The organism is Stenotrophomonas pavanii (assembly GCF_900101175.1).
Lineage (GTDB): Bacteria > Pseudomonadota > Gammaproteobacteria > Xanthomonadales > Xanthomonadaceae > Stenotrophomonas > Stenotrophomonas pavanii.
In genome coordinates this window covers 269,297-286,193 of sequence record NZ_FNFQ01000006.1, presented here as the reverse complement: position 1 = coordinate 286,193, position 16,897 = coordinate 269,297, and the positions used below count along the sequence as shown (strand labels likewise).

Sequence of the window (16,897 nt, the reverse complement as noted above, 5' to 3'; positions counted from 1 at the left end):
TGCCCGAACTGGGCAGCTTGGGAAGCAAAGCCATAGCGTCGCTGGTGGGGCTGGCCCCGATGAACCGCGAAAGTGGCACCTGGCAGGGCCAACGGCGGATCAGTGGTGGGCGCGCGGTGGTACGCGAAGCCCTTTACATGGCGGCCCTGACGGCCATCCGGTACGAGCCAAGACTGCGCGCGTTTTACGCTGGTCTGAAGGCCAAGGGCAAAGCGAGCAAGGTGGCGCTCGTGGCGGTCATGCGCAAAATGCTGGTGATCCTAAACGCCCGTAAGCGGGACGCCGAGGTGGCCCTCGGCTGCCCCTGACAAGACAGTTGCTACTGGGTGCAGCTGTGGCCTTTGATCTTGGATCCGCCTTGAGCGAGCCGAGCACCGCAGGTCCGGCGAGGGCGAAGAGGCGCGGGTGTCTGAGCGCAGCGAGTTCCCGCGCCGTCCCTCGACGGGCCGAGGAGCACAGGGCACCGATGCGCAGCATCGGCTCGCGGCTGGCGGAACGTTTCTTTTGGTTACTTTTCTTTGCGTACAAAGAAAAGTAACGCCCATGAACCGAGAAGCACCTTCAGCACGCGCCGCGCGCAGAACCCGCGACGGCGTTACTTCACCGGCACCGGAATATTGCACAGATCGATATGCCCGGCCGGACGCTTGTAGAAATCATCCACGCGATTGCGCCGCGCCTCCACCGTATCGGCGAAGGTCTTCGAATCGGTACGCAGTACCTGGATCGGCGTGCGCTCGGCCGCCGGCACGTCGCTGGCGCGGCGGATCGATACGATCGGCGTACGCAGCGTCGGGTCGGTGTAGAAGCCCATCGGCGCCGGCCCACGCGGCGTCGCGCTGAGCAGCTCCATGCCCTTCAGCACGCGACCGACCAGGGTGATGTTGCGGTCCAGCTGGCGCGGCGACTGCCCGGTCACCACGTACAGTTCGGCGCCGATGCTGCTGTCCTCTTCGTTGCTGCGGCCCGCGCCCAGCATGCCGTAGCAGTGCGCCAGCCAGGCCTTGCCGGCCTGCGGGTCCTGGCCGACCGGGAAGCCGTCGACGAAACCGGTCTGCGCGGCCCAGCCATCACGGTCCGGCAGCACGCTGACCTTCAGGCCGGCGCTGGCGCGCTCGAACTCGGCCGGCAGCTTGCGCGCGGCACTGCCGAACGGCTTGGCCTTGGCTGCGTCATCGGCGTCGGCATCGCCGAACTGCACCACGAAGTTGTCCTGCGAACGGTAGATGCTGGTGCCGTCCCAGAAATGCTCGTGGGCGAAGGTCTGGATGTTGGCGACATGGCGCGGGGCGAACTGCGGTGCCAGCTCGATGATGACCCGACCGGCCGGCAGGTCCATGTACAGCAGGTTGGCCGGGTCCGGGGTGCGCCAGTCGCTGGCCGCCGAGGCGTCGAGGATCTGCTGCGGGCTGCGGTAGGGCGTGGCCGCGCTGGCGAGGGCGGGCAGCAGGCAGGACAGGGCGAGGGCGGTCAGGGCGAGGGCGGTCAGGGCAAGGCAACGGCGGTGCGGCATGGGAACCCCGGAACATGAACGAGGCTTCGATTCTGCGCGACGAGATACCGTATCGCCAAGTGACATGCGGGGCATTCGCGTCAGCTTGCGCGCCGCCTCTTGGCCGATCCAATCGGCCTGGCATCAACGCCTATCTTTCTTCTGCAATTAGACCGGAGTAATGGCCGAAGACAGGAACAGGTTCATAGTTGCCTGTCGGATCGTGCGTAGTTGAAGACTGTTCCAGATGATGAGGCGAGAAATTCTCCCTGGTTATCGTAAGCCGACCATCTTCATTGAAAAGGTAGCTGGTCCCTTCGGCAATGCTGTCACTCTTCTCATCGAACGTTCTATGTACCGCCATGCTCAGGAACAGATTTCCCGGTGCTACCTGCTGGAACTGATACGTCAGGCGCTCCCTTAGATGTTCATCCAGAAAGTCGACGCCAATCATGTCTTTGTCCAACAGCACATCGATAATCGCTGATGGCGCGGTGGGGGAGCCAACGAGAACCGTGTAGCGGGCCTGGCTCTCATGTCTCGCTTCGGCCTCGGATTCACTGATTATGTTTCGGGCGGACTTCTTTGCGCCAAACCAGAAGTCGCAATAATAAAACTCAGTCATAAGTGGATAGTCCCGGGATCGTCGTGCTCGCAGGAGCTGGATCAGCCGCTACGCTGTTGGAAAAGCGACGGTATGCCGCGACTCGCAGAGAGACAAGCAAGCCAATGCCCTGCCGGCCAAGTGGTCACCCGACCCTCGCCAACCGGCAGAGTGACTAACGACACATTCGCTATACCGAACTTCACACTACTGTGGACTTCAACGTAGTGGAGGGCCGGTCATGTCCGAGGACGATGTCCACCTGAAGAAGTTCCAGAAGGAGCTCAGCGCCGGAACGGTGTCGCTGGCCCTGCTGGCGGTGCTGGCCCGGGCCGGGGAGCCGCTGTACGGCTACCTCATTGCCAAGGAGCTGGAGCGGGTGGGCGAGGGCGTGCTGAGCGGCAAGCAGAGTGCGCTGTACCCGGTGCTGCGCAACCTGGAGGGCGCCGGCCTGCTGGAAAGCCACGTGGAGCCGTCCAGCAGTGGTCCGCCGCGCCGCTACTACCGCATCAATGAACGTGGCCGCGAAGTGCTGGCGCAGTGGCGCCAGGCCTGGCAGGCCACCCGCGATTCCGTCGATTCCGTGTTGGAGGGGATACCGCAATGAACGACCCGAGCCTGGCAGGCCGCGCCCTGCCCACGACCATCCCGCAGTACCTGGCGCAGCTGCGCGCGGCGCTGGAAGGCGCCGACCCGGCGATGGTGCAGGACGCGCTGTATGACGCCGAGGAATACCTGCGCTCGGAGCTGGCGGCGCAGCCCGGCCGCAGCGAAGCCGAGGTCATCGCCGACGTGGCCGGCAGCTATGGCGCCCCGGACGAAGTGGCCGAGATCTACCGCGAGACCGAAGTGACGGTCAATCGCGCGCTGCGCACGCCGCGTGCGGACACCGCGCCGGTGCTGCGTGCGGCGGCCGAAGCCAGTGGCGTCGAGCCGGCCGCACCGCCGCCGGCACCGGTGCCGCGTTCGCTGCTGGCGCGCTTCTTCGGCGTGGTGGCCGATCCGCACACCTACGGCGCGCTGTTCTACATGCTGCTGTCGCTGGCCACGGGCATCTTCTTCTTCACCTGGGTGGTGACCGGCCTGTCGCTGTCGCTCGGCCTGCTGATCCTGATCGTCGGCATTCCGCTGACCGTGCTGTTCTTCGGCTCGGTGCGCGGGCTGGCGCTGCTGGAAGGTCGGCTGGTGGAAGCGTTGCTGGGCGAGCGCATGCCGCGCCGCCCGCGCTACACCGACCGCAGCCGCACCTGGCTGCAGCGCATCGGCGACATGTTCACCGACGGGCGCACCTGGCTGACCCTGCTGTACTTCGTGCTGATGCTGCCGCTGGGCATCATCTACTTCACCATCGCGGTGACGTTGCTCTCGCTGTCGCTGAGCCTGATCTGGGCGCCGGTCGCGGCGATCTTCAGTGGTGACATCCCGGGCGTGTACATCAACGACGTGAATGTACTGCCGATGGCGGCCTCGCCGCTGGTGGCGATCACGTTGGCCGCGGCCGGCGCGCTGCTGCTGGTGCTGACCCTGCACATGGCCCGTGGCATCGGCAAGCTGCACGGGCTGATCGCCAAGAACCTGCTGGTGCGGTTGTAACAGGCCAAGGGTCGGATCCCTTTCCGTTGGAAAGGGCTCCGACCCCTGCCGGGAATCAACCCGCTTTCCGGCGCAACGGGGTGACGTTGCTCTTCTTCTTCGTAGCCTTCGCCGCCGGTGCTTCGGCATGCGCGGCGAAGAAATCACGCACCTTCGGGTACACCACTTCGCGCCAGCGACGGCCACTGAAGATGCCGTAGTGGCCGGCACCTTCGACGATGAAATGCTCGCGGCGATCGGCCGCGATGCCGGTGCACAACGCCTGCGCCGCCTCGGTCTGGCCAAGGCCGGCGATGTCGTCCAGCTCGCCTTCGATGCTCAGCAGCGCGGTATCACGGATCGCCGACGGATCGACCTTCTCGCCGTTCACCACCCACTCGCCACGCGGCAGCAGGAAGTCCTGGAACACCACGCGGATGGTGTCCAGGTAGTACTTGGCCGGCATGTCCAGCACCGCGTTGTACTCGTCGTAGAAGCGACGGTGCGCGTCGGCGTCTTCCAGGTCGCCCTTGACCAGGTCGGTGTAGAAATCCCAGTGCGAGCTGAAGTGGCGGCTCGGGTTCATCGACAGGAAGCCGGCGTGCTGCAGGAAGCCCGGGTACACGCGACGACCGGCACCCGGATAGCTGGCCGGCACGGTGTGAATGACGTTGTTCTCGAACCACGACAGCGGGTTCTGCGTGGCCAGGTTGTTCACTGCGGTCGGGCTGCAGCGCGCATCGATCGGGCCACCCATCATCACCAGCGTGCGCGGCGTCGGTTCGCCACGGCTGGCCATCAGCGAAACCGCAGCCAGCACCGGTACGGTCGGCTGGCACACGCTCACCACGTGCAGGCGTTCGACGCCGAGGTGGCGGATGAACTCCTGGATGTAGGCGATGTAGTCATCCAACCCGAACTCGCCTTCGCTGGACGGCACCATGCGCGCGTCGACCCAGTCGGTGACGTACACGCGGTGGTCGCGCAGCAGCGTACGCACGGTATCGCGAAGCAGCGTGGCGTGGTGGCCCGACAGCGGCGCCACCACCAGCACGAACGGCTGGTTGAGCATGGTGTGCAGCTGGTCGGCTTCATTGCTGTGGCGCTTGAAGCGCAGCAGCTTGCAGAACGGCTTGCTCACTTCCTCGTGCACGACGATCGGCACGCGCTCGCCTTCGACCTCGATTTCGTTGATGCCCCACTCGGGCTTCTCGTAATCCTTGCCGATGCGATGGAAGAGTTCATTGACCGCCGCCAGGCGATCGGCACCGGGCATCTGCGACCACCAATGGCCCGGGTTGGCGAAGAACTTGGCGTTGGCCTGGGCCTGGTGCACCCACGGGGCGAGCAGGTTGCGGGTCAGTTCGTGCAGTTGATAGAGCATGACGACCGAATATGTATGGTCATATGTTGCCGCGCAGCATATCCCATCCGGGTGTCCCGCAGGTTAAGTCGGCTGAAAATAATGAATCCGGATTCACATCCGTTCCAGCGCGGCGGCATCGCCTGCCAGGGCGGGGCCGAGCCAGCAGTGCGACCCTACCGGCTGCAGGCCCTGGCGGGTCAGTTCACGCCGGTACCAGCGCGCCGGGCGCGCCTGGAAGCCGTCGTGGTCGCCTTCGAACGCGTCCTCGGCGGCGAAGGTCTCCAGGAAGGCCACCCCGCCGGTCAGCTCGGCCAGGCCGGCCAGGCCGGCGCGCAGTTCACGGTTGGGCACGTAGTGCATCACGTCCGAGCAGACCAGCAGGTCGACCGGGGCGCAGGGCCGCAGCCAGGCGAAATCGCCAAAGCGCGCCAGGTGCAGGTTGCGGGTCCTGCCGTAGCGGCGCACAGCGTACTCGCTGCTGTCGAAGCCGAGGTATTCGACCTTCGGACGCAGCTTCAGCAGCGGCGCGCGCCAGGCGCCTTCACCGCAGCCGATGTCCAGCACGCTGCGGATCGGCCGCTCCAGGTAGTACTCGGCGCTGGCCACGGCCAATGCGACCTTGCGCGCCAGGCGGGCGCTGCCGCCGATGTCGGCACGGCGGTACCAGCGTTGGAAGTAGGCGGCGTCGTAGGTCTTGTCCATGGGGCGGTGCGCGATCGGGAAAACGGCGCCTATCGTACGGTGTTGCGACGCGCCATGCGTCGATGTGTCGCGGCATGCGTGGCTGCGGCGGCTTCGCCACGGCATGCGAGAATGGCCGCCAACCTACGCCAGCCGCCGGAGCGAGCGCATGCAGAGCTACTACTGGGTCAAGACCTTCCACATCGTGTTCGTGGTGGCGTGGATGGCCACGGTGTTCTACCTGCCGCGCATCCTGGTCAACCTGGCTGAAACCGCGGGCCAGCCAGCGGTGACCGAGCGCCTGCAGCTGATGGGCCTGCGCCTGTACCGCTTCGGCCACTCGATGTTCGGGCTGGCGTTCCTGCTCGGCCTGGTGCTGTGGCTGGGCTACAAGGTCATCCCCGATTTCCCGACCATGGTCGCTCCGGGCGGCGCCGGTTGGCTGCACGCCAAGCTGGGCCTGGTGGTGCTGCTGCTGGTGTATTTCGGCTGGACCGGTCGCCTGCTCAAGGGCGTGGCCAAGGGCCGGGCGCTGCCGTCGTCGCGCGCGCTGCGCTGGATCAACGAGATCCCGCTGCTGGCGTTCATTCCCATCGTGTGGCTGGTGCTGGCCAAGCCGTTCTGAGGCGGGGTCACCTGCGCCCGGTAGATCCACGCCATGCGTGGATGCTGTCAGGGCGCAAACGAAGGAGCCGGGCAAATGCCCGGCTCTTTCATTTCTGCAATCACCTCGTGTTGCCGGCCAGCGGCCGGCCCTACAGGGCTTAGGCTGCTTCGTACGTGCCGTAGCTGCGCAGGCGCGTGTAGCGCTGCTCCAGCAGCTGTTCGGTGGACAGCGCGTCCAGTGCGTCCAGTTCGTTCAGCAGCACCGCCTTCAGGCGCTTGGCCATCTGGGTCGGGTTGCGGTGGGCGCCACCGGTCGGCTCGCGCACGACCTTGTCGACCAGGCCCAGGCTCTTCAGGCGCGGCGCGGTCAGGCCCAGCTGCTCGGCCGCCTCCTTGGCCTTGCCGGCGTCCTTCCACAGGATCGAGGCGCAGCCTTCCGGGGTGATGGTCGAGTACACCGCATATTCCAGCATGACGGTGCGGTCGCCCACGCCCAACGCCAGTGCGCCGCCGGAGCCGCCTTCACCGATCACGGTGCAGATGATCGGCACCTTCAGCTCGGCCATCTCGATCAGGTTGCGCGCGATTGCTTCGGATTGGCCGCGCGATTCGGCGTCGATGCCCGGCCAGGCGCCCGCGGTGTCGATCAGGGTCAGCACCGGCAGGCCGAAGCGCTCGGCCATCTTCATCAGGCGCAGCGCCTTGCGGTAACCCTCCGGCTTGGGCATGCCGAAGTTGCGCTTGATCTTTTCCTTGGTGTCGCGGCCCTTCTGGTGGCCGATCACCATCACTGCGCGGCCATTGATGCGGGCCAGGCCGCCCATGATGGCCTTGTCGTCGGCGAAGGCGCGGTCACCGGCCAGCTCCTGGAACTCGTCGCAGATGATGCGGATGTAGTCGGCGGTGTATGGCCGCGACGGGTGGCGGGCCAGCTGCAGCACCTGCCACGAGGTCAGGTTGCGGAAGATCTGCGCGGTGCGCACGCGCAGCTTGTCCTGCAGCGCATGCACTTCCGCCTCGACATTGACCGCCGGCCCGGCGCTGGCGTTGCGCAGCTCCTGGATCTTGGCTTCCAGGTCGGCGATGGGTTGCTCGAAGTCGAGGTAGTTCGGATTCATCGGAAGCCGTCGTGTAAAGAAGGGGGCAATTCTAGCCGAATGCGTGCAAACCACCCGTACGCCTTCGTCTGGAAGGCGACGGTAGCGCAGGCGGGCAGGGCGCGCCAGTCAGTTCAGGGCACCACCAGGGCGCTGCGGCCCATCAGCTGCCCGCGCTGGGAGACGAAGTCGTTGTAGGCCTCGTTGGCCTCCCGGCCGAGGTTGGCGCCGAGGGTCGCGGTGGCCGAGGTGAAGGCCATCTGCGCGTCGAAGTCCTGCTTGCGCAGGGCCTTCTGTTCATCGGCGGTGGTGGCCTTCAGCCAGCGCGCATAGACCTCGCGCAGCGGCGCGGCATGCGCCTCGAACGCGGGGTCAAGGGCCGGCAGGCTGGCCGGGGCCGGCTCCAGGCTGAATGCCGGCGCGACGTAGCCGGCCGGCTGTTCGCGCTTGAACGCGCCGGGCTGGCCCATGCCTTCCTCGACGTAGGTGATGAAGTCCGGGGCGGTGAACACCTTGGCCACGATCTGGCCGCCGCTGGAATCGACATGGGCCACCACCTTTTCCTTCGGGAACGGCTCGCGCACGCCGTAGGTCCAGGTCTTGTCGATGAACAGGTCGTGGCGCTTCTCGAAGGGACCTTCGAAGTCGACGCCGCCCAGTTCGATGCCGGCCTTGCCGGTGCCGAAGTTCTTCAGCTTGCTCTCGTCGGTGACATAGACCTCGCGGGCGATCACGTACTCGCTCAGGGTCGGGTTGATCAGGCCGCCACGGCCGTCGACGTAGACGATGAAGCGCACATCACCGAGCTTTTCGGTATGCAGGCGATGCTCGCCGACAGCGAGCGAGACCGGGCGCGAACCGTGTGCGGCCACCGGCAGGTCCTGGCCGTCGATGCTCAGCGCCAGCGGCGTGTCGGTCGGGTTGTCGATCTGGAACTCGATCTTCGACGGGGAGCAGGCGGTCAGGGCCAGTGCGGCGGCGAACGGGAACAGCAGGGTCTTCATCGGCAATCGTCCTTGATACATGGAACGCGGAAACGGGAAAGCCACGGAGCCAGCCTCAGCTGGCCCAGGGGGGGCTGTAACGCACCTTCAGCGTGCGCACGGCAGGATCGGCGCGCAGCGCCTCCATCAGCTTGGAATCGATGCGCACCGCGCTCTGCCCGGACACATCAAGCATGCCGGCGACGCCGCCGTGCGGCCCCTTCAGCAGCAGGTCCAGGCGCAGTGGCGTGCGGCCGGGGCGATGGCGGTCGAGCAGCGCATCGATGCGCTCCCAGACCGGGCGCTGCTGGCGCAGGTCCAGCCGCAGCGACAACCGTGTGGCGTAGTTGGCGCAGACTTCGTCGAAGTCCCAGCACTGGCGGATGCGCAGCGCGAAGCCGCCGTTGAACTCGTCCTCGCGCAGGCCGCCCTTGACCACCAGGATGCGGTCCTTGGTCATCAGGTGGCCGAACTCGGCCATCGCGTCGGAGAACGCGCTGCACTCGACGCGGCCGCGGCCATCTTCCAGCTGGATGAAGATCTGGCTCTCGCCCTTGCGGCGCACGCCGACCACCTGGCCGGCCAGCACCGTCTGCACTTCCGGCCGCCAGCGCTTTTCGCCGCCCCCGCCGCCGCCGCTGTTGGCGCTCCAGATCTTCTCCACCGATCCCAGGTCGTTGCCGACCAGGTCGCGCACATCGTCGCGCCAGGGATCGAACGGGTGGCCGCTCAGGTAGAAGCCCAGCGTGTCGCGCTCGCCGTTCAGGCGCTGCAGCAGCGGCCATTCTTCGGCCTCGGGCAGGTCCAGCTGGATCGACACGGCGCTCGGGTCGGGACCGCCGAACAGCGAGTTCTGTCCGGAGGCACGTTCGCGCGCCATCTGGTCGGTGGCCTTGATCACTTCCGGCAGCTGCAGCATCAGCGAGGCCCGGTTGCGGCCGAGCTCGTCCAGCGCACCGCAGTTGATCATCGCTTCCAGGGTACGGCGATTGAGCTTGGCCGAACCAACGCGCGTGCAGAAGTCGAGCAGGTCCTTGAACGGGCCGCCCTTCAGTCGTTCCTCGACCACTGCTTCGCAGGCGCCCTGGCCGACGCCCTTGATCGCACCGAGGCCGTACTGGATGGTGTCCGGCGTCACCGCTTCGAACATGAAGGCCGACTGGTTCACCTTGGGCGGCAGTACGGTCAGGCCGAGGTTGCGCACTTCGTCGAGGAAGCCGACCACCTTGTCGGTGTTGTCCAGATCGGACGACAGCGTGGCCGCCATGAACTCGGCCGGGTAGTGGCGCTTCAGCCATGCGGTCTGGTAGCTGACCAGCGCGTAGGCGGCGGCGTGCGACTTGTTGAAGCCGTAGCCGGCGAACTTCTCCATCAGGTCGAAGATTTCGTCGGCCTTGGGGCCATCGACGCCGCCCTTGGCTGCACCTTCGCGGAAGATCTCGCGGTGCTTGGCCATTTCCGCCGGCACCTTCTTGCCCATCGCGCGGCGCAGCAGGTCGGCGCCGCCCAGCGAGTAGCCGCCGACGATCTGCGCCATCTGCATGACCTGCTCCTGGTACACCATGATGCCGTAGGTGTCCTTCAGGATGGCTTCGGTGCGCGGATCGGGATAGATGATCTCTTCCTGCCCGTGCTTGCGCGCGTTGAACGAAGGAATCAGGTCCATCGGGCCGGGGCGGTACAGCGACACCAGCGCGATCAGGTCTTCGAAGCGGTCGGGGCGCGCATCCTTCAGCAGGCGGCGCATGCCGGAGGATTCGAACTGGAACACCGCGCCGGTGTTGCCGTTGGCGAAGATGTCCTTGTAGGTGGGCGCATCGTCGAGGGGGATCGCGGCGATGTCGACCGGCGGGATGCCCGCGCGTTCGTGGCGCTTGTTGATCGCCTTCACTGCCCAGTCGATGATGGTCAGCGTGCGCAGGCCGAGGAAGTCGAATTTCACCAGGCCCACTTCTTCCACGTCGTTCTTGTCGAACTGGGTGACCGGGTTCTTGCCGAGCCCGTTCTCGTCATGTTCGGCGTACAGCGGGCAGAACTCGCTCAGTGGCTCGGGCCCGATCACCACGCCACCGGCATGCTTGCCGGCGTTGCGGGTCAGGTCCTCCAGCTGCAGCGCCAGGTCGATCAGGTCGCGGACATCGTCCTCGGTCTCGTAACGCTGGATCAGTTCGGCCGAGGCCATTTCCGAGCTGGGGCCTTCCTTGCCCTTGCCCAGCGCATCCTTGAGGTGGATGCCCAGGATGTTCGGGATCAGCTTGGAGACACCGTCCACCAGGCCGTACGGGAAACCGAGCACGCGGCCGGAGTCGCGCACCACCGCCTTGGCGGCCATGGTGCCGTAGGTGATGATCTGGCTGACGCGTTCGCGCCCGTACTTGCGCGCGACGTAGTCAATCACCTCGTCGCGGCGGTCCATGCAGAAGTCGATGTCGAAGTCGGGCATCGACACGCGTTCGGGGTTCAGGAAGCGCTCGAACAGCAGGTTGTACGGCAGCGGATCCAGGTCAGTGATCTTCAGCGCCCATGCCACCAGCGAGCCGGCACCCGAACCACGGCCGGGGCCGATCGGAATGCCCTGGTTCTTGCCCCACTGGATGAAGTCGGCCACGATCAGGAAGTAGCCAGGGAAGCCCATCTTGATGATGGTGTCGAGCTCGAACTCCAGGCGCTCGAAGTAGTCTTCGCGGGTCTTGCCCGGCGCCAGCGGATTCTTCTCCAGGCGCTCTTCCAGGCCATCACGCGACATCTTCTGGATCCAGGTGTCCAGGGTCTCGTCGTCGGGCACCGGGTAGTTGGGCAGGAAGTAGGTGCCCAGCCGCATCTCGATGTTGCAGCGCTCGGCCAGCGCCAGCGTGTTGTCGATGGCATCGGGAATGTCGGCGAACAGCGCGCACATTTCTTCGGCCGACTTCAGGTACTGCTGGTCGCTGTACTCGCGCGGGCGCTTGGGATCGTCCAGCACGCGGCCGGTGGAAATGCACACGCGCGCTTCGTGCGCGCTGAAGTCGGACGGCGACAGGAAGCGCACGTCATTGCTGGCCACCACCGGCAGGCCACGCTGGCCGGCGGCCATCAGCGCGAACTGGTTGAAGGTCTCCTCGCCCTCGCGGCCGGTGCGGGTCAGCTCCAGGTGCAGGCCATCGCCGAACACGCGCTGCCAGTCGGCCAGCTGCTGCTCGGCCAGCTCATGCTTGCCGTCCAGCGCCAGGCGCCCGGCCAGGCTCTGGCGCCCGGCCAGCGCGAACAGGTTGGCGTTGCCGGCCTTCAGCCAGTCCGGGTGGATGGCCACGCCGCCTTCGGGGCGATGGCCTTCCATCCAGGCGCGGGTCAGCAGCCGCGACAGGCTCAGGTAACCCTCGCGATCGCGGCACAGCAGGGTCATCCGCCATGGGTCCTGGCCTTCCTCGGCGATCAGCACGTCGGCACCGGCGATCGGCTTGATGCCGACGCCTTCGGCGGCCTTGTAGAACTTGACCAGGGCGAACAGGTTGTTGAGGTCGGTCACCGCCAGCGCGGGCAGGCCGAGTTCGACCGAGCGCGACAGCAGGTTGGCCTGCTTGGCCTTCTTCGGGTCCGCCTGGTCCGGCTTGGCCGGCACGCGGATGGTCGAGTCCGCCAGCGAGAACTCGGTGTGGACGTGGAGATGTACGAAGCGGGAGTTGGACATGCCGGACCAGGTTGGAGCGCGCGGGCCCCGGGTGCTGACGGAGGTTCGTCGCCGGGGTCGGAAGCGCTGGAGTGCCCGGTCAGGGTAGCGAGGGCAGGGGGTGGCGACAAGCTCTTGACGGCACGCGATATCGCATTCGCGCTATCGCTTGCCACGGTTCGCAGGCGAGCCGCGGGCCCTGTCCTGCCGTGCTTCCACACCCCCGCGTCGCTGGTGTGTCCCCCCGGCTCGGGGGCACTCCTCACCGCACGGCTTGTCGCTGTCGGCGGCCGTTCAGGCGATCGCGGGGGCGCGGGTGGTGTCCAGGCACTCACGTACCGGGGCGAAGCTGCGCCGATGCTCCATGCAGGGGCCGTGTTCACGCAGGGCGGCCAGGTGGGCCGGCGTGCCATAGCCCTTGTGCTGCTCGAAGCCGTACTGCGGGTGGCGGGCGTGGACGTCCTGCATGTAACGGTCGCGCGAGACCTTGGCCAGGATCGACGCCGCCATGATCGCGCGGTCGATGCCATCGCCACCGATCAGCGCCTGGGCCGGCAGCACCAGGCCCTTGGGCACCACGTTGCCGTCGATGCGGGCGAAGCCGGCCACGTGGGCGACCGCTGCCACCACCTCGCGCATGCCCTGCAGGGTGGCCTGGTAGATGTTCAGGCGGTCGATGGTGTCCACGTCCACCAGCACCACGTGCCAGGCCAGCGCACGCTCGATGATGCGGTCATGCAGCTGTTCGCGGCGTGCCGCCGTCAGCTGCTTGGAGTCGTCGAGGCCGTTGATGCGTGGCCGCGACGGGTCGAACACCACCGCCGCCACCGCCACCGGCCCGGCCAGCGGGCCACGGCCGGCCTCGTCGACGCCGGCCACCAGGCGCTCCGGCTCGACCACGGCCACACCGTCGAACAGGGTCAGGCTGGCTGCGGCGGCGTGACGGCGGCTCATGGCTGTGCCTGGTCGCGCATCAGCAGTTCGCCGACGGCGTCGGCGGCACGCGCCGAGGCGTTGCGGCGCAGGCGTTCGTGCAGGCGCACGTAGGTATCCTGCAGATCGGTCACCCGCTGCGGGTGGTCAAACCACTGCTGGATGGCCGCGGCCAGCCGGTCCGGCGTGCAGTCGTGCTGCATCAGTTCCGGCGCCAGGTCCTGGCCGGCCAGGATGTTGGGCAGGGCAAAGCGGTCGACCTTGATCAGCCCAAGCGCCTTCACCAGGCGATAGGTCAGCTCGTTGACGCGGTACCCGACCACCATCGGCCGCTTCACCAGCATCGCTTCCAGGGTCGCGGTGCCCGACGCCAGCACCACCACGTCAGCGGCGATCATCGCGTTGCGTGCCTGGCCATCCAGTACATGCGAGTAGGCCACCGGCAACGCCGAGCGCGACAGCTGTTCTTCAATCAGCTGCCTGCAGGCCGGATTGGCGGCAGGCACCACCACGTGCAGGCCGGGAATGCGCTCGGAAACCTGCCAGGCCGCTTCGAAGAACGGCTCGCCGAGGCGCGAGATCTCACCCAGGCGGCTGCCCGGCAGCACGGCGAGCACCTTGGCCGAGGTCGGCAAGCCGAGCGCGGCACGCGCTTCCTCGCGGTTGCCCTGCAGCGGAATGTCATCGGCCATCGGGTGGCCGACGAAGCGCGCGTCGATGCCGTGCCTGGCATAGATCGGCGGCTCCATCGGGAACAGGCACAGCACCAGGTCGGCGCTGCTGCCGATCTTCTCGGCGCGCTTCTCGCGCCAGGCCCAGACCGAGGGGCTGACGTAATGCACGGTGCGCACGCCGCGCTGCTTCAGCCAGCGCTCGATGCCCAGGTTGAAGTCGGGTGCGTCGATGCCGATGAACACGTCCGGCTGCCAGTCCAGCGCACGCTGGCAGAACGCGGAGCGCAGCTTCAGCAGGCGCGGCAGGTGGCGCAGCACTTCGGTCAGCCCCATCACCGCCAGCTCGCTGGCATCGTGCCAGGTCTGGCAGCCAGCGCTGCGCATGGCGTCGCCGCCGATGCCGGCGAACTCGGCATTCGGGAAGCGCGCCTTCAATTCGCGCACCAGGCCCGCACCGAGCAGGTCGCCGGAGGCTTCACCGGCAACCAGCGCGATCCGCAACGGGCGCTCGCTGAGCACCCGCTGCGCAGGAACGCTGCCGGCCATCGAGGCCAGCGGGATCACCGCGGCGCCGGCCGGCGCCTGGCCGGTCGCGCTGCTCATCGCAGCAGGGGCCTCTCGGCGTGCTCGATGAAGTCCAGCATCGCCTTCACGTCGTCGCTGTCACGCGCCTGTTCGGTCAGCTGCACCTTGGCCTCGGCCAGCGGCAGGCCTGCCACGTACAGCGTGCGGTAGGCACGCTTGATGGCCGAAATGCGCTCGGCGTCGAAGCCGCGGCGCTTCAGGCCTTCGCTGTTGATGCCGCGCGGGCGGCCCAGCGAATCGGTGCCGACCATGGTGAACGGCGGAACGTCGCCATTGGTCAGTGCGCCCATGCCCAGGAAAGCGTGCGCGCCGATGCGGCAGAACTGGTGGGCACCGGCGAAGCCGCTGATGATCACGTAGTCGCCCACGGTCACGTGGCCGGCCAGGGTGGTGTTGTTGGAGAACACGCAGAAATTGCCGACATGGCAGTCGTGTGCCACGTGCGTGTAGGCCAGCATCCAGTTGTCGTTGCCGATGGTGGTGATGCCACCGCCGCCGCCGGTGCCGCGGTTGAGCGTGACGAACTCGCGGAACACGTTGCGGTCGCCGATCACCAGTTCGGTGCGCTCGCCGCCGAACTTCTTGTCCTGCGGCTCGCCACCGATCGCGGCGTGGCCGACGAAGCGGTTGTCGCGGCCGATCCGGGTTGGGCCGTGGATGCTGCAATGGGGGCCCACCACCGTGCCGGCACCGATTTCAACGTCGGGGCCGATCAGGGTGAAGGCGCCCACCTGGACATCGTCGGCCAGGCGTGCGGCCGGGTCGATGACGGCGGTGGGGTGGATCCGCGGTGCGTTGTCAGTCATTGCTGCCTCCAGTGGATCAGCCCTTGGCGCCGGCGCACATGACCTCGGCCGAGGCAACGACTTCACCGTTGACCTTGGCTTCGCCGTAGTACCAGCCCATGTTGCGGATCAGGCGCTTCATCTGCACGTCCAGCATCAGCACGTCGCCGGGCACGACCTGCTTGTTGAAGCGGGCGTTTTCCACCTTGACCATGTAGAACAGCTTGGACTGCGCATCGCGGCCGAGCGTGAGCTGGGTCATGACGCCGCCGGCCTGCGCCAGCGCTTCGATGATCAGCACGCCGGGCATGATCGGGCGGCCCGGGAAGTGCCCCTGGAAGAACGGCTCGTTGATGCTGACGTTCTTCTGCGCCAGGATCCGCTTGGCCTCGACGTCGAGTTCAAGCACCCGGTCCACCAGCAGGAACGGATAGCGGTGCGGAAGCAGTTCCTGGATCTGGCAGACGTCGATCGGAAGCTGCAGCGAATCGTTCATTCTTTCTCCTTGCCAGCAGCCAGGACGCGGCGAGCCAGTGCGTCGAGCTGCTTGAAGCGCGCGGCGTTCTTGCGCCACGTGCGGTTGTCGGTCAGTGGGGTGCCGGACGAGTACTCGCCCGGCTCGGTGATGGAGTTGCGGACCACCGACTTGCCGGTGATCACGACCTTGTCGCAGATCTCGAGGTGGCCGACCACGCCCACGGCGCCACCGAGCAGGCAGTAGCGGCCGATCTTGGCGCTGCCGGCGATGCCGGTGCAGCCGGCGATGGCCGAGTGCGCACCGATCTGCACGTTGTGGGCGATCTGCACCAGATTGTCCAGGCGCACATCCTCGGCGAGCACGGTGTCTTCCAGCGCGCCGCGGTCAACGCAGGTATTGGCGCCGATCTCGCAATCATCGCCGATGCGCACGCCGCCCAGCTGCGGCACCTTGATCCATTTGCCGGCATCCATGGCCAGGCCGAAGCCATCGGCGCCGAGCACGGCGCCGGGATGGATGCGCACGCGCTTGCCCAGCCTGACCCGGGTGACCAGGGTGACGCGGGCGATCAGTTCGCAGCCGGTATCGAGGCTGCAGTCCTCGCCGATCACGCTGCCGGCACCGATGATGCAGTTCTCGCCGATGACGCTGCGCGCGCCGATGGTCACGAACGGGCCGATGTGGGCACTGGCAGCCACCCGTGCGTCCGGATCGATGACCGCACTGGGGTGGATGCCCGGCGGGCGGGTCGGCGCGATGTCGAACAGCGCGGCGATCTTGGCGAATGCGGTGTAGGGGTCCTTGGCCACGAGCGCGGCGCCGGGGGCGGCCTCGACATCGTCGGCACGCAGCACCACCAGCGAAGCCTGGCTGTCGGCCAGCTGGGCGCGGTAGCGCGGATTGGCGAGGAAGGTCAGCTGGCCAGGACCGGCGTGGGCGAGGGTGGCCACGCCATGGATGGCAGTGGCGGGGTCGCCATGGACCTGCAGGCCGAACTGCTCGGCGAGTTGCTGGGCGGTGTAGGTGGGAGTATTCACGGCGGGAGTTTAACGTGTGGCGCCATTTCGGTCATGCGGGGGGCATATGCAGCCAACGGCAGGGCCCCTCGCGGCCGGCAGAGCCAGTGTCATGGGCTGGGTCGGACGGGGCGGGATTGCGGGGGGGCGGCGCAAGTACGTCCATGTAGCCTTGGTCGCCGCATCCATGCGGCTCACACCCCCGCAGCTCCACCCCGTCCGACCTCCGACGGCCTGGCGCGAGTGCCAGCCACGGAAACACAGAAAGATCAAAAGCAGAGCGGGCGCTTCCGGCATCCAGGCCAAACGAAAACGCCGGGCAATGCCCGGCGCTTCGCACCCCGTCTGGTGGAGAGCCCCCCTTTGTTAAGGGGGGCGC

At 67.0% G+C, this 16,897-nt stretch carries 16 protein-coding genes; 4 read left to right on the top strand and 12 right to left on the bottom strand.

Going from position 1 to position 16,897, the window contains the following annotated elements; translation table 11 throughout:
* Positions 1-308: transposase (locus tag BLS66_RS12635; RefSeq protein WP_143025157.1), on the top strand; the 308-nt coding region annotated here is incomplete at its 5' end.
* Positions 309-595: 287 nt separating this feature from the next.
* On the opposite strand, the gene BLS66_RS12630 is transcribed toward BLS66_RS12635, so the two are convergent.
* Entirely contained in the window at positions 596-1,513 is a 918-nt protein-coding gene (locus BLS66_RS12630; protein ID WP_074725982.1) for a peptidylprolyl isomerase, read from the bottom strand.
* 130 nt (positions 1,514-1,643) lie between these two features.
* A complete protein-coding gene (locus BLS66_RS20575) occupies positions 1,644-2,117 on the bottom strand; it encodes a hypothetical protein (RefSeq protein ID WP_074725981.1) in 474 nt (157 codons plus the stop codon).
* A gap of 220 nt (positions 2,118-2,337) precedes the next feature.
* Between BLS66_RS20575 and BLS66_RS12620 the strand changes: the two genes are divergently transcribed.
* Together BLS66_RS12620 and BLS66_RS12615 are read left to right on the top strand one after the other, a co-directional pair.
* Entirely contained in the window at positions 2,338-2,703 is a 366-nt protein-coding gene (locus tag BLS66_RS12620; RefSeq protein WP_074725980.1) for a PadR family transcriptional regulator, read from the top strand.
* On the top strand, positions 2,700-3,689 hold the full coding sequence (locus BLS66_RS12615) for a sensor domain-containing protein (protein WP_049464376.1): 990 nt from the start codon (positions 2,700-2,702) through the stop codon (positions 3,687-3,689). The genes BLS66_RS12620 and BLS66_RS12615 overlap by 4 nt, the downstream gene beginning before the upstream one ends.
* Positions 3,690-3,744: 55 nt before the next feature.
* Here the strand turns inward: BLS66_RS12615 and BLS66_RS12610 are convergent, their stop codons facing one another.
* Both BLS66_RS12610 and BLS66_RS12605 read right to left on the bottom strand, forming a co-directional pair.
* The gene (locus BLS66_RS12610) at positions 3,745-5,052 is read right to left on the bottom strand and encodes a polyhydroxyalkanoate depolymerase (RefSeq protein WP_049464378.1); all 1,308 of its coding nucleotides are present in this window, start codon (positions 5,050-5,052) and stop codon (positions 3,745-3,747) included.
* A gap of 93 nt (positions 5,053-5,145) precedes the next feature.
* A complete protein-coding gene (locus BLS66_RS12605) occupies positions 5,146-5,736 on the bottom strand; it encodes a class I SAM-dependent DNA methyltransferase (RefSeq protein ID WP_057493532.1) in 591 nt (196 codons plus the stop codon).
* Positions 5,737-5,884: 148 nt separating this feature from the next.
* On the opposite strand from BLS66_RS12605, the gene BLS66_RS12600 reads away from it, so the two are divergent.
* On the top strand, positions 5,885-6,340 hold the full coding sequence (locus BLS66_RS12600; protein WP_049464381.1) for a CopD family protein: 456 nt from the start codon (positions 5,885-5,887) through the stop codon (positions 6,338-6,340).
* 139 nt (positions 6,341-6,479) lie between these two features.
* Here the strand turns inward: BLS66_RS12600 and BLS66_RS12595 are convergent, their stop codons facing one another.
* The 8 genes from BLS66_RS12595 to lpxD all read right to left on the bottom strand — a co-directional run bounded on the left by BLS66_RS12595 (position 6,480) and on the right by lpxD (position 16,539).
* Positions 6,480-7,439 (bottom strand): acetyl-CoA carboxylase carboxyltransferase subunit alpha, encoded by a 960-nt coding sequence (locus tag BLS66_RS12595; protein ID WP_049464383.1) that lies wholly within the window; start codon positions 7,437-7,439, stop codon positions 6,480-6,482.
* A 113-nt stretch (positions 7,440-7,552) separates the two neighbouring features.
* A complete protein-coding gene (locus BLS66_RS12590) occupies positions 7,553-8,422 on the bottom strand; it encodes a hypothetical protein (protein ID WP_074725979.1) in 870 nt (289 codons plus the stop codon).
* A gap of 55 nt (positions 8,423-8,477) precedes the next feature.
* Positions 8,478-12,068 carry a DNA polymerase III subunit alpha gene (gene dnaE / locus BLS66_RS12585; RefSeq protein WP_049464387.1) on the bottom strand — a complete coding sequence of 1,197 codons (3,591 nt, stop codon included), beginning with the start codon at positions 12,066-12,068 and terminating at the stop codon, positions 8,478-8,480.
* A 273-nt stretch (positions 12,069-12,341) separates the two neighbouring features.
* On the bottom strand, positions 12,342-13,001 hold the full coding sequence (locus tag BLS66_RS12580; protein ID WP_053462548.1) for a ribonuclease HII: 660 nt from the start codon (positions 12,999-13,001) through the stop codon (positions 12,342-12,344).
* Entirely contained in the window at positions 12,998-14,200 is a 1,203-nt protein-coding gene (gene lpxB, locus BLS66_RS12575; RefSeq protein WP_244152989.1) for a lipid-A-disaccharide synthase, read from the bottom strand. Before lpxB ends, BLS66_RS12580 begins: the two co-directional genes overlap by 4 nt.
* A gap of 53 nt (positions 14,201-14,253) precedes the next feature.
* Positions 14,254-15,045: an acyl-ACP--UDP-N-acetylglucosamine O-acyltransferase gene (gene lpxA, locus BLS66_RS12570; RefSeq protein WP_057493530.1), complete on the bottom strand. Its 792-nt coding sequence runs from the start codon at positions 15,043-15,045 to the stop codon at positions 14,254-14,256.
* A gap of 16 nt (positions 15,046-15,061) precedes the next feature.
* Positions 15,062-15,520, bottom strand: coding sequence for a 3-hydroxyacyl-ACP dehydratase FabZ (gene fabZ, locus BLS66_RS12565; RefSeq protein WP_005415845.1), 459 nt, complete (start codon positions 15,518-15,520; stop codon positions 15,062-15,064).
* Complete coding sequence (gene lpxD / locus BLS66_RS12560; protein ID WP_053506636.1) at positions 15,517-16,539, bottom strand: UDP-3-O-(3-hydroxymyristoyl)glucosamine N-acyltransferase; 1,023 nt, start codon at positions 16,537-16,539, stop codon at positions 15,517-15,519. Before lpxD ends, fabZ begins: the two co-directional genes overlap by 4 nt.
* Positions 16,540-16,897: the final 358 nt, after the last annotated feature.